This window comes from Streptomyces sp. NK08204 (genome assembly GCF_020400585.1).
Taxonomy (GTDB): Bacteria; Actinomycetota; Actinomycetes; order Streptomycetales; family Streptomycetaceae; genus Streptomyces.
The window spans coordinates 221,924-234,828 of sequence record NZ_JAINVF010000003.1; the positions used below are offsets into that span (position 1 = coordinate 221,924).

The following is a 12,905-nucleotide window of genomic DNA, read 5'->3' on the forward strand; positions in this document are numbered from 1 at the left end:
TCTTTTGTCCACGACCGACTTTGAGGATCTGTCAGCGCTCGGCCAGGAATTCGTCGACAACCCTTATCCGGTGTACGAGCGGATGCGCGCCCAAGGCCCGGTGCACCGGGTGCGGACCGCCGCGTCGGGAGAGTTCTGGCTCGTCGTGGGCCATGCCGAGGGGCGGGCCGCCCTGGCCGACCGGCGGCTGTCCAACGACATCAGGCACTCGGCCGCCTGGGAGGACGACGGCGGCAACTCCATCGGTCTCAACATGGTGCAGACGGACCCCCCGCAGCACACCCGGCTGCGGGGACTGGTGGCCAAGGACTTCACACCCGGGCGCATCGAGGCACTGCGCCCCAAGGTTCAGCGGATCGCGGACGAACTCGTGGACGCCATGCTGCCGCTGGGCCGCGCGGACCTGGTCGAGGCGTTCGCGCTGCCCTTGCCGCTGGCCGTCATCTGCGAACTCCTCGGCGTGCCCGCGACCGACCGCAAGACCTTTCACGACTGGTACCTGGAGAGCACCGACTTCACCCGGCCGGAGACCGCCGCGGCCGCGGCCCAGGCCATGACGGGCTACCTCGCCGAGCTGATCGCCGCCAAGCAGCGGGAGCCCGGCGATGACCTGCTCAGCGCGCTGGCCGGGAGCATGGGCGAGGAGGAGGACCGGCTCTCCTTCGAGGAGATGCTGGGCATGGCCTTCCTGCTGCTGGTGGCCGGCTACGAGACGGCGGCCAACCTGCTGTCCAGCGGCACCCTCGCCCTGCTGCGCCACCCGGACCAGTTGGCCGCCCTGCGCGCCGACTGGTCGCTGCTGGAGAACGCCGTGGAGGAGATGCTCCGTTACGACGGACCGGTGGAGACCACGGCGTTCCGCTACGCCAAGGAGCGCATGGAGCTGGGCGGCACCGCGATCGAGGCCGGGGACTCCGTGGCCGTCGTCCTGGCCGCCGCCTCGCGCGACCCCCGGCGGTTCGACCAGGCCGACCGCTTCGACATCCGCCGGGACGCCCGCGGGCACATGGCGTTCGGCTACGGCATCCACCACTGCCTGGGGGCGCCGCTGGCCCGTATGCAGGGCGCCATCGCCTTCCGCACCCTGCTGGAGCGGTGCCCCGGACTGACCCTGGACGCCGAGCCCGAGGCTCTCGCCTGGCGTCCCAGTCTGATGCTGCGCGGACTGCACCAGCTGCCCGTCACGTTCGGCTGAGCGGCCCTCGGCACGGGGCGGGCAGCGACGCCCCCGCCTCGCCGACCGGCCCCGCCTCGCCGACCGGCCCTGCCTCGCCGCCCGGCCGCGCCCGTCGCGGCCGGGCCGGTCAGCGGGGTTCCGGCACCATGGGCAGCCGCCCGGCGGTCAGGCTCATCTCGGCGCGGGGCGAGACGGTGGTGCCCGGTACCGGCCGCAGTCGCCAGTGGGAGGCGAGTGTGGCCAGCGCCAGCGTGGCCTCCGTCATGCCGAAGACGTCACCGATGCACTTGCGGCTGCCCGCGCCGAACGGAAGGTACGAACCCCGGGCGACGTCCTGGGCCCGTTCGGGAAGCCACCGGTCCGGGTCGAAGGCGTGCGGGCGCGCAAAGAGCTCCGGGATGCGGTGGACGACGTAGGGGCTGATCAGCACGTCCGCGCCGGCGGGCAGGGGGTGCCCGGCCAGTTCGGTGGGTTCGGTGGTCATCCTGGTGTACATCCAGGCCGGCGGGTACAGCCGCAGGGTCTCGGTGAAGATCCGCTGGGTGTGGACGAGCTTCGGTATGTCGGCGTACTCCGGGATCCGGCCGCCCAGCACCTCGTCGACCTCGGCGTGCAGCCGCGCCTCGGCCTCGGGGTGGGTCGCCAGCAGATGCCAGGCCCAGGTCAGGGCGCTCGCCGTGGTCTCCACACCGGCCAGCAGCAGCGTCATGACCTGGTCGTGCACCTCCTGGTCGGTCATCGCGCCGCCGTTCTCCTCGTCCCGCGCGGCGAGCAGCGCCGACAGCAGGTCGCCGCGGTCCTCGCCGGATCGCCGGTAGTCCCGCACGATGCCGTCGATGAGGGTGTGCAGCCGGGCGAGCGCCGCGTCGAACTCACGGTTGGCGGTGATCGGCAGCCTGGCCAGCAGCCCGGTGGGGTCCATCGCGCGGCGGAACGCGCCGCGCACCATGACGGGCAGGCTGCGCTGGATCTCGGCCACCGAGTGCGGTGCCATCTCGGTCGAGAACAGCGCGCGGGCCGTCACCCGTGCGGTCAGCGCCTGCATCGCGTCGGCGACGTCCACCGGTCTGCCCGCCCGCCAGGTCCGCGCGTGTGCCGCGCACTCCTCGTGCATCACCTCCGCGTACGCCGCGATGCGCGCGGTGTGGAAGACCGGCTGGACCATGCGCCGCTGCCGCCGGTGGTCGGCCCAGTCGGAGGTGATCAGCCCGTTGCCCAGGATGGGGCGGGCCTTCTCCTTCACCGGACCCCCGGTGTCGTAGACCCGGGCGTTGCGCAGCACGTGCTGCACCAGCTCCGGATGGCAGGGCAGATAGGCGGGCTTGAGGCCGAGGCGCAGCTCCACCAGGTCACCCACCGCGGGCAGCGAGGCCAGGAATTCCAGCGGACGGCGTGCCAGGTGGTGCGCGTGGCCCACCAGCGGAAGCCCGCCGGGCGCCTTGGCGACCCGCCAACTGCGCCTGTTCGTATCGGAATCGGTCTTCATGCCGGATGTGCCCTCCGAAGGCGGTACGGACGGAAAGGAGCGAGCAGGACGGAGCAGCCGGGGGAAACAGGGGGTCAGCGGCGTTCCAGCACCATGGGCAGCGGGCCCGCCTCCAGGGTGGCCTTCGGCTCCGGGCGCAGCCGGGATCCGGGCACCGGCCGCAGCCGCCAGCGTGCGGCAACGGTCGCCACGATCAGCGCGGTCTCGGTGAGCGCGAGGACGTCACCGATGCACTTGTGGCTGCCCGCGCCGAAGGGCAGCAGCGCCCCGCGCGGCACCTGCGCGGCCCGTGCGTCTTCCCAACGCCCCGCGTCGAAGGTCTCGGGGTCGGGGAAGAGAGCGGGGTTGTGGTGCAGGGCGTAGGCGCTGTAGAGGATCATCGTCCCGGCGGGGATCAGCCGGCCACCGAGTTCGGCCTCCTGCGCGGTGACCCGCATCGCCATCCAGGACGGCGGGTACAGGCGCAATGCCTCGGTGATCACGTTGCGGGTGTACGGCAGCGCGGGCAGGTCGTCGTAGACCGGTGTGCGCCCTGCCAGCGCCGTGTCCACCTCGGCGTGCACCCGCTTCTCCACCTCGGGCAGCGTGCCCATCAGATGGAAGACGAAGGCCAGGGTGGAGGCGGTGGTCTCGCTGCCGGCGACCAGGAAGGTGACGACCTGGTCGAGGACCTGGCCATCGTCGAGCTTCGCCCCGGTCTCGGGGTGCTCCGCCCGCAGCAGGGTCGACAGCAGATCGCCGTGGTCCGCGTCGGACCCGCGCCGCGCGGCGATCATGTCCGCCACGATCTGCCGCAGCCGTGCGTTGGCGTGGTCATAGGCACGGTTTCCCGGGGTGGGAAGTCTCTCCATGATGCCCAGCGGGGCGACGGTGCGCTTGTAGATGCCGTGCGAGACGACCTGCAGGCAGCGCCGGGCCTCTTCGACGGTGTTCTCGTCGAGTCCGGTGGAGAACAGGGTGCGCGCCGCGACCCGCATGAGCAGGGCATGCATGGCGTCGCTGATGTCCCGGGTCTGCCCGTCCTGCCAGGCGTCGGTGACGGTGCGGGTGTCCTCGGCCACGGCCGTCGTGTAGGCGGCGATCTTCGTCGTGTGGAAGGCGGGCTGGATCAGCCGCCGCTGGAAGCGGTGCTCGTCGCCGCGGGACACCGACAGGCTGTTGCCGAGCAACTGCCGTGCCTTGTCGAAGACTCCGCCCTTGTCGAAGATGCGCGGATTGAGCAGCACGTGCCGGACCAGCTCGGGGTGCGCGGCCAGGTAGGCCCGGCTGGGACCGAGCCGGACCTCGACCAGGTCACCGTGTGCGGGCAGCGAGGCGAGGAACTCCAGCGGGCGGCGCCACAGCGCGGGCACGTGTCCCAGCAGGGGCAGGGCGCCGGGGGCGGTGCCGATCCGCCAGGATCGGTCCGTCGTGGGCGGTTTGGTGGCTGGCATACCGGCGGCCCCTACTGGATCTGCGAGTTGACGTCGTTCACCGGGGCCTGGTAGCGCCGGTCCCGCGTGGTCCACACGAAGTTGCCCTGGATGAGGTCCAGCAGCACGTCCCGGGAGACGTCGTCGAACGCCTTGATGCACTCCATGTCCTCGGCCATGTCGTCGAGGCGGTCCTGGAAGAAGCGCCGGAAGTCCATTTCGTCGGCCATGTCGCACAACCGGAAGCAGTTGGTGATCTGACCGAGGGCGTGCTCGCGGTCGTAGGAGTAGAAGTCGTTGACGATGGCCAGTCCCCGGGTGGTCATCCGGGCGGCGAGGCCCGTCTTGGAGTGCTCGGTCAGCTCCCGGTGCCGGTAGATCGGGTACGACATCCGCATCCAGAAGTCCACCCCGACGTCGGTGACGCGGAAGCGGAAGTACTGCTCGGGCGAGGTTCCGCAGAGCACCTTCTTGAGCCGGGAGTCGCGGAACATGTGGTCGCTGGTGACGAAGGCACGGGCACCCTCGTAGGCGAACTCCGCGTCCTCGGGGGAGTAGTACCGCTCGCACACTTCGCGCAGCTGGGGCAGGAAGAGATCGAAGTCGTGCAGGGCGGCGTCCATGTCGTCCCACACGAAGGTCACGCAGTTGAGCACACAGACGGCCTTGAACGCCTCCATGTCCTTGATGTGGCGGGCGCTCTGCGACCATCGCACGACATCCATGTAGGAGATCCAGCGCTTGTCGGAGACGCTCTTGCCCAGCGGGGCGACCGCGCGGTTGCAGGCGTCGATGACCTCGCGCAGCTCGGCGTCGGTCATCGGTATCTTCTGCGCCTCGTGTCCGACGTGCCGGTCGAAGAGGGCGGCGAAACGGTCGGTGCACTCCTGCCAGTAGCGGGCCGTGCCCGCCGGAGCGGTGCTGATGGGGGCGGTCATGAGTTCCTCCGGGTGGCCGTGACAGCGAGGTGCTTGAGGGCGGTGACCGCGTCGGCGGTGAAGGGAGCGGTGTCCAGGGCCTCGAGGGCCTGCCGGTAACGGTCGTCGATCATGCGCTCGACGGCGTCCCGCGCACCGGTGACCGCGAACAGCGCGCGGACCTCCTCGGCGCCGGCCTCATCCAGGCCGGGGTCGCCGATCAGCGTGCGCAGCCGCGCGCGCTGCGCCGCGTCGCCCGCGCGCAGGGCGAGTGCGACCAGGGTCGTGTTCTTACCGGCCCGCAGGTCGTCCAGGCGTGACTTGCCGGTGTCGCGTACGTTTCCGTACACCCCCAGCAGGTCGTCGCGGAGCTGGAAGGCCTCGCCCAGGGGCAGGGCGAACGCCGTGCAGGCGGCCAGGGTCTTGGCGTCGGCACCCGCGAGTGCGGCACCGATGTGCAGGGGACGTTCGACGGTGTACTTGGCGGTCTTGTAGCGGTTGACGGTCAGCGTGGCCTCGACGTCGTCGGTCAGCTCACCGGTTGCCCGGAGGTCCAGGTACTGCCCCAGCATCACCTCGGTGCGCATCTCGGTGAGGAGCGGCATGACCGCAGCCGACTGTGCGGCGGTGAGGTCCGCCATGTGCAGCAGGTGGTCCGACCAGGCGAAGGCCAGGTCACCGAGCAGCACTGCGGCGCCGAGCCCGAATCGCTCGGTACGGTCGTCGCCGCGTTTTCCGGCGAGTATCCGGTGGATGGTGGGACGACCGCGCCGGGTTTCGCTGCCGTCCATGATGTCGTCGTGGATGAGGGCGAACGCGTGAAACATCTCGAGTGAGGCGGCCACGCGTACGACTGCCGCCAGGCCGGTCTCGCCGCCGGCCGCCTGCCATCCCATGACGGTGAGTACCGGGCGAATTCTCTTGCCGCCCGCCATGAACTCCTGGAGCAATTGCACGAACATGGCCATCTGGGGATCGCCGGAACTTTCTCTCCGGAACTCCAGGAAATCCATGAGAACGCTGTCGACGGAGTCCTTGGCGAAGCTCGGATCAAGTATTCCGGGAGATATTGTCTGTGTGCTCATATTTCTGTGCTTCATCCCCACTCGTAGGTCCGGGTCGAACCGCTCCAGGCACACGAAGGCGTTCGTACGGAAAGGCGTGCACATATGCGGATGCGTCGTACGCGTACACGGATACGCGGATACGCCAGGGAGGCACGTACGGACGGATATGTACGGACGGATATGTACGGACGGGACGCCGGACGCTGCAGAAAACCGCCGGCGAGTCTGCGCGGCGGACGGGAGGCCGGGCCGACGTCAGGAGAGGAGGTCGACGCGGAGTTCGCTGAGCCCCCGGATGTTGACCTGTGGACGCCAGACGACGTCCTCGCTGCTGAGTCTGATGTCACGGTGGCGGCGCAGCAGCTCGGTGAAGACGGCCCGGGCCTCGGCCCTCGCGAGCAGGGCCCCGATGCAGTAGTGGGGGCCGCCACCGAAGGACAGCGGACGCACGTCCTGGCGCCGCAGGTCGAGGCGGTCCGGGTCCGGGTAGCGCAGCGGGTCGCGGTTCGCGGCACCGAGCAGGATCATCACCTTGGAGCCGGCCGGGATCGTGCTGCCCTCGACCTCGACCTCGCGGGTGGTGATGCGAGCCACCAGCTGGATGGGTGCGTCGTAGCGGAGCAGTTCGTCGATGCCGTCCTCGACGAGGCCGGCGTCCTCCCGCAGGGCACGCAGCTGATCGGGATGGCGCAGCAGGGCGAGCATGCCGTTGCCGATGAGGTTGACGGTCGTCTCGTGACCGCCCATGAAGAACATCATGACATTGGCGATCACCTCTTCGTCGGAGAGCTTCTCGCCGTCGAACCTTGCCATCAGCAGCCGGGAGAGGATGTCGTTCTGCGGGTCCGCGCGCCGCTTCTGCAGGTGTTCGGCGATATAGGCACCGAATTCCTCGGCGGCGCCGTTCATGGCCCGGCGGGTGGTCTCGTCGACGGCCGGGTCGATGACGTGGCCCAGGGCGTCGGTCCACTTGCGGCACAGGTCGCGGTCCTCCACCGGAAGGCCGCCGAGGCCGCAGAAGACGGTCACCGGCACCAGTGCCGCGAGCGACCCGATGAGGTCGACGCCCTCTCCGTCGCCCATGTCGTCCATGATCCGATGGACGATGCCGGTGATGCGGGGGGCCGTCTCACGGATGGCCCTGGCGGTGAACAGCGGGTTGGCCAGGCCGCGCAGCCGACGGTGCGCCTGGCCGTCCCGCATGAGCATCCAGCTGCGGGCGGCGCGCACGATCGGGCTGTCCTCTCCGCCCCGTTGTGCGGCCCATCGGGGATCAAGCGGATATTCGCTGGACAACCCGGGATTTCGTATGAGTGATGCGACTGCGCTGTATCCCGAAACAACCCAATGGCCGTAGGGCGTCCGGTGGACAGGTTCCACGTCCCGAAGCTGTTTGTAGAGCGGGTAAGGATCGGTCCGCAATCGCGGGTCACGAGCATTGAACAAAGGTTTACTGCGCGTTGGCTCCATGCCTGTCTCCCCCGTGAAAATCGGCAGGCGGGACCGCTGGCCGCATGCGGTGGTCGCGGACCCGGCGACCGAATAGTAGGCACAGGCCGACCGTGCATGACAAGGCCTTCTGCCCTGGACAGGGTCCTCAACCCCGTATTAGCGTCGAGCCGTTGGCCGGACACCGACCAGAACTTCAAGGGGGAAGAGCGGTGCGACGCACTGTTTTTCAGGATGAGCATGAGGCGTTCCGCGCGGTGGTGCGGGACCTGATCGAGACAGAGGTCGTACCCGCCTATTCCGAATGGGAAACGGCCGGTCGGGTCCCACGTGACTTTTATCTCAGACTGGGAAAGCTCGGCATCTTCGGGTTCGGTATCCCGGAAGAGTTCGGCGGCAGTGGCGAAAAGAGCTTCAAGTTCAACGCCGTCATCGCCGAGGAGTGCGCCAGGGCCGGAGTCACCTTCGGAGGCGCCAGCGCGCATCTGGCGCTTCCGGCCACTCTGGTGAAGTACACGACGCCGGAGCAGAAGCAGCGCTGGCTGCCGGGGTTCGTCACCGGTGAGCTGATGACGGCCATTGCGATCACCGAGCCGGGGGCCGGCTCCGACGTCGCCGGTCTGCGTACGACCGCCGAGCTGTCCGAGGACGGCACCCACTACGTGCTCAACGGGGCCAAGGCCTTCGTCTCCGGGGGTGCCCAGGCCGATCTGGTGCTCGTCGCCTGCCGCACCTCTGCCGGCGGTTCCGACCGGCGCGGTGGCATGTCCCTGCTCGCCGTGGACACCCGGGCCCCGGGCGTGGCGGTCGACTCGGAGCTGGTCACGCTCGGCCTGCGGTCCTCCGACATCGTCGGCATGACCTTCACCGATGTCCGGGTTCCGGTCGGTGACCTGGTGGGCGGGCCGGGTGAGGCCTTCGCCTGTCTGGCCGACATCTTCCCGCAGGAACGCCTGGGCATCGCCGTCGGCGCGTACGCACACGCCGCCGCCGCGGTCCACCTCGCCACCGAGCACGTCCGCGAGCGCACCGCCTTCGGCAAGCCGGTCGCCGCCTTCCAGAACACCAAGTTCGTGCTCGCCGACTGCAAGGTCACGGTGAACGCCCTGCAGGCGGTCGTCGACCAGGCCCTGGAGGCCTTCGACGCCGGCGAGCTGACCGCGGAGGAGGCGGCCGCGACCAAGCTGTACTGCACGGAGACGGCGGTCCGGGTGCTCGACAAGTGCCTGCAGTTGCACGGCGGCCTCGGCTTCACGATGGACAGCCCCATCGCCCGTCTGTACGCCGACAACCGCGCGAGCCGGATCTTCGGCGGTACGAGCGAGATCATGCGCACGATCGTCGCCAAGTCCATGGGCCTGTGAGCCACCGGACGCACGGCGAACGCGGAAGACGCGTGGGAGACGCCGTACAGGGCCGTATAAGAAGGAGACACACGGCATAAGCAGGAGACGCACAGCAGAGGGGTGTCCGCCGAGGCGGGCGCCCCTCCGTCGTGTCCGGCGGCCCCTCACCCGCCGGACTCCGGCACCGTCCCCGGGCTGCGCCGCCCGTAGCGCACCCAGGCGTAACCGAAGCCCAGCCCGAACCCCACCAGGTGCGCCAGATACGCCACCCCCGGCCCCTGAGTGGAACGTCCCGCCGCCGCCCACTGCAGTGCCGCCCAGAACGGCAGCACCACCCACGCGGGCAACCGCAGCGGCAGGAAGAACAGGAAGGGGAGCAGACTGGTGACGCGGGCGCGCGGGAACAGGTAAAGGCATGCGCCGAGGACCGCCGAGATCGCCCCCGAGGCGCCGACCAGCGACTGCTCGGAGGCGGCGTTGGCGGCTGCGTACCCCAGCAGGGCCAGGTATCCGCAGCCGACGTAGAACAGGGTGAACTCGACCCGGCCCATCCGTTCCTCGGTCACCGCGCCGAAGACGAAGAGGAACAGCATGTTGCCGAGCAGATGCACCCAGCTGCCGTGCACGAACAGCGCCGTGGCCGGGGTGAGGGCCTCCCGGGCCGGTCCGTCGAACAGCCGGGCCGGGACCACGCCCCAGTGCCGGAAGTACGCCCGCTGCGCGGCCACCAGCGCGTCCCCGGTGCCGTACGTTCCGATGAGCCCGGAGGCCGGGCCCAGTATGAAGATCAGGGCGCACAGGGCGATGAGGCCGTACGTCATCGGTGCCGAGGTGCTCCGGACGGCCCGGACGGCTCTGAGAGTCCGGCCGACCGCCGCGCTCCGGTTGCTGATCATGAATACAGAGCATGACGTAACCGGATGCATGCTGACAGACCGCCTCGCCGTCATGGACGGACGGGCGGCGGGGACCCGCCAGGCCGTAGGGTACGAGCCACACGCGTCGGGCATCGGCGCGGAGCGAGACGAGCACCACAACAACAAGGAAGCGACAGGCACGATGACGGTTCCCCTGCCGACCGCCACGACGCGATGGCGTTGCGTCCTCTGCGGCAACCTCACCCGGTTCGACGTGACCCGCTCGTCGAAGGTCGTCGAGTACGTCCACCTCGATCTGGCCGGTGAGCCGACGGTGGAGGAACGCCAGGTGGTCAGTGAGACCATCGAGTCGGTGCGCTGCCGCTGGTGCAACGCGGTGGACCAGGTGGAACTCGTGGATCGGCCGGGTGCCGGCTCCTGAGAGGGAGACGGCCCCGTACAGGTAGTGGGGTGTGACGGATGGTGGAGACCGCAGGCGGGGGGCCGGGCGACGGCACCGCTGAGGTGCTTGACCGTCCGCTGCCCGAAGGCGTGCGCCGCCGGGTGGTGCAGATCGTCTCCGACGGCTTCGGCGCGCTGACGATGGCGGAACTGCCGACCCAGCTCAGGCAGTACGCCCGCTTCGCCCCGAACCGGCGGGCCAAGTTCGCCGGGAACGCGATGGCCGCGGCCCTGGAGACCGATCCGCTGTTCCGCCAGCGGATCGGCGAGAAGTTCAAGGAGGCGCAGCCGGAACTCGTCGGCGCCCTCGAATCCGGCTCCCCGCCCCCGGCCGCGGACCCGCTCGACGTGGCGGCTGCCGTCTACGTGCTGCGCCCGGCGGGCTGGGCGAAGCTCGTGAACGCGGCCGGGGAGGAGGCCCTGCGCGCGGACGCCGAGCGCGCCGACGAGGAGAGCCGGGCCGAGCTGGAGCGGCTGCGCGAGGAACTGGCGCACGCCCGCGAGCAGACCCGGGCGGAGACCGAGCGGCTGCGCGCCGAACTGGAGTCGGCGAAGAAGGAAGCCGAATCGCTTCACCGCAAGCTGCGCGCCGCGCTCAGCGACGTCAAGCGCGGGGAGGCCGCGCTGCGCAAGATGCAGAGCGAGACCGAGGCCGTGCGGGCCGAGGGGCAGGCGCAGGTGTCGGCCGCCGAGAGCGAGACCCGGCGGCTCAAGGCCCGCCTCGGCGAGGCGGAGGCCGCGCTGGAGGCCACCCGCCGGGCGGCCCGTGAGGGCCGCAGTGTGGAGGACATGCGGGTACGGCTGCTGCTGGACACCCTGCTGGACGCCACCCAGGGCCTGCGCCGGGAACTGGCCCTGCCGCCGGTGTCCGTGCGCCCGGCCGAGACGGTCGACGCGGTCGAACCGGGGCGGATGACCCCGAAGGACATCGCGGCGCGCGCCCTGTCCGAGAACGACCCCGCGATCCTCGACCAGTTGCTCGCGCTGCCCCAGGCGCATCTGGTGGTCGACGGCTACAACGTCACCAAGACCGGCTACCCGCAGATGCCGCTGGAGAAGCAGCGGTTGCGGCTGCTCGGCCAGCTCTCGGCGCTCGCCGCGCAGACCGGCGCCGAGGTGACCTGTGTCTTCGACGGCGCCGAACTGGCCGCGCCGGTGCTGCTCGCGCCGCCGCGCGGAGTGCGGGTGCTGTTCTCCAAGCCGGGGGTGTCCGCGGACGAGCTGATCCGGCAGCTGGTGCGGGCCGAGCCGCCGGGCCGCCCCGTCATCGTCGCCTCCACCGACCGTGAGGTGGCCGACGGGGTCGCGCGGGCCGGTGCCCGGCCGGTCGCCTCTGCGGTGCTTCTGAAGCGACTGTCCTGAAGGTCCAATGGGCACAGGTAATGCCCGAATTGGAACTGAATCGACCGAAGCGTTACGCAACGTAGTGTCAATCGGGCATCACTGCATGTGCGTTGTGTGCAAAGAATGCATTGAGTGACGAGCTTTTTTGCTGCGGGGATTTGATCTGATCACGATGGGGTCACTAGGGTCTGAGCTCGAACCTCCGAACGGGTGATCACTCACAAGAAGGAGTTCGCCTTCCGTGGCGTCCCACCGTCGACCCAAGCAGCCGAGCCGCACGCGTGTCACCGTGCTGACCACAGCAGCCGCCGCTGCCGTCGCACTGAGTGCGAACGCCGCCAACGCCGCTCCGAGTGAGAAGCTCACCAAGGACGAGGTCAAGGCCAAGGTCGACAAGCTCTACGAGCAGGCGGAACAGGCCACCGAGAAGTACGACGGGGCCAAGGAGAAGCAGCGGAAGCTGCAGAAGGAAATCTCCACGATCCAGGACAACGTCGCCCGCGGCCAGGAGGACCTCAACAAGCTGCGTGACGGCCTGGGTTCGCTGGCCAGCGCCCAGTACCGCTCCGGCGGCATCGACCCCTCGGTCCAGCTCTTCCTGTCGTCCAACCCGGACGACTACCTCGACAAGGCCTCCACGCTCGACCAGTTGAGCAGCCAGCAGGTCGAGGCCCTGAAGAAGATCCAGGACAAACAGCGTGAACTCGCCCAGGAGCGGGCGGAGGCCACCGAGAAGCTCAAGGACCTCGCCGCCACCCGCACCGAGCTGGGCAAGAAGAAGAAGGAAGTCCAGGCCAAGCTCGCCGAGGCGCAGAAGCTGCTCAACTCCCTGACTGCCAAGGAGAAGGCGCAGCTCGCCGCCGAGCAGGAGCGCGCCAACCGCTCCTCCAGCCAGCGCGTGCACCTCGGTGACACCCCGCCCTCCTCCGGCCGTGCCGCAGCCGCGTTCGCCGCCGCCCAGAGCAAGCTCGGCTCGCCGTACGTCTACGGCGCCTCCGGCCCCTCCTCCTTCGACTGCTCGGGCCTGACCTCCTGGGCCTACGCCCAGGCCGGCGTCTCCATACCGCGCACCTCCCAGGCCCAGGCCAACATAGGCACCCGCATCTACTCGGTGAGCGACCTCAAGGTCGGCGACCTGGTCTTCTTCTTCAACGACATCCACCACGTCGGCCTCTACGCGGGCAACGGCCAGATCCTGCACGCGCCGCGCACCGGGACGGTCGTCCGCTACGAGTCGATGGACACCATCGGCGGTCCGTTCATGTTCGGCGTCCGCGTCTGACCCTCCGCGCGACACGGACACGGTGGCGCCCGAACGGGCGAATCCCGGCAACCGGAAGTGACTGCGCGCCCCGCTCATGACCTGCGTCAGCGGCGGGGCGTCACGT

General features: G+C 69.7%; 11 protein-coding genes. 5 read left to right on the forward strand and 6 right to left on the reverse strand.

Going from position 1 to position 12,905, the window contains the following annotated elements; genetic code table 11:
* The first annotated feature begins 4 nt into the window (after window positions 1-4).
* Window positions 5-1,195: a cytochrome P450 gene (locus K7G59_RS06790; RefSeq protein ID WP_225831126.1), complete on the forward strand. Its 1,191-nt coding sequence runs from the start codon at window positions 5-7 to the stop codon at window positions 1,193-1,195.
* A 109-nt stretch (window positions 1,196-1,304) separates the two neighbouring features.
* Here the strand turns inward: K7G59_RS06790 and K7G59_RS06795 are convergent, their stop codons facing one another.
* From K7G59_RS06795 to K7G59_RS06815, 5 genes are all read right to left on the reverse strand, one after another.
* Window positions 1,305-2,663: a cytochrome P450 gene (locus K7G59_RS06795; protein WP_225831128.1), complete on the reverse strand. Its 1,359-nt coding sequence runs from the start codon at window positions 2,661-2,663 to the stop codon at window positions 1,305-1,307.
* Window positions 2,664-2,737: 74 nt separating this feature from the next.
* Window positions 2,738-4,096, reverse strand: coding sequence for a cytochrome P450 (locus K7G59_RS06800; protein WP_225831130.1), 1,359 nt, complete (start codon window positions 4,094-4,096; stop codon window positions 2,738-2,740).
* A gap of 11 nt (window positions 4,097-4,107) precedes the next feature.
* A complete protein-coding gene (locus K7G59_RS06805) occupies window positions 4,108-5,013 on the reverse strand; it encodes a hypothetical protein (RefSeq protein WP_225831132.1) in 906 nt (301 codons plus the stop codon).
* Window positions 5,010-6,077 (reverse strand): polyprenyl synthetase family protein, encoded by a 1,068-nt coding sequence (locus K7G59_RS06810; RefSeq protein WP_225831135.1) that lies wholly within the window; start codon window positions 6,075-6,077, stop codon window positions 5,010-5,012. The genes K7G59_RS06805 and K7G59_RS06810 overlap by 4 nt, the downstream gene beginning before the upstream one ends.
* A gap of 237 nt (window positions 6,078-6,314) precedes the next feature.
* Window positions 6,315-7,289: a cytochrome P450 gene (locus K7G59_RS06815; RefSeq protein WP_225831137.1), complete on the reverse strand. Its 975-nt coding sequence runs from the start codon at window positions 7,287-7,289 to the stop codon at window positions 6,315-6,317.
* 431 nt (window positions 7,290-7,720) lie between these two features.
* Here K7G59_RS06815 and K7G59_RS06820 point away from each other — a divergent pair, with 431 nt between their 5' ends.
* A complete protein-coding gene (locus K7G59_RS06820) occupies window positions 7,721-8,872 on the forward strand; it encodes an acyl-CoA dehydrogenase family protein (RefSeq protein ID WP_225831139.1) in 1,152 nt (383 codons plus the stop codon).
* 146 nt (window positions 8,873-9,018) lie between these two features.
* On the opposite strand, the gene K7G59_RS06825 is transcribed toward K7G59_RS06820, so the two are convergent.
* Complete coding sequence (locus tag K7G59_RS06825; RefSeq protein WP_225831141.1) at window positions 9,019-9,750, reverse strand: rhomboid family intramembrane serine protease; 732 nt, start codon at window positions 9,748-9,750, stop codon at window positions 9,019-9,021.
* Between the two features lie 163 nt (window positions 9,751-9,913).
* On the opposite strand from K7G59_RS06825, the gene K7G59_RS06830 reads away from it, so the two are divergent.
* From K7G59_RS06830 to K7G59_RS06840, 3 genes are all read left to right on the forward strand, one after another.
* Window positions 9,914-10,153, forward strand: coding sequence for a hypothetical protein (locus tag K7G59_RS06830; RefSeq protein WP_225831517.1), 240 nt, complete (start codon window positions 9,914-9,916; stop codon window positions 10,151-10,153).
* A 38-nt stretch (window positions 10,154-10,191) separates the two neighbouring features.
* Window positions 10,192-11,535 (forward strand): NYN domain-containing protein, encoded by a 1,344-nt coding sequence (locus tag K7G59_RS06835; protein ID WP_225831142.1) that lies wholly within the window; start codon window positions 10,192-10,194, stop codon window positions 11,533-11,535.
* Between the two features lie 223 nt (window positions 11,536-11,758).
* Window positions 11,759-12,799, forward strand: coding sequence for a C40 family peptidase (locus K7G59_RS06840; RefSeq protein WP_225831144.1), 1,041 nt, complete (start codon window positions 11,759-11,761; stop codon window positions 12,797-12,799).
* Window positions 12,800-12,905 lie beyond the last annotated feature (106 nt).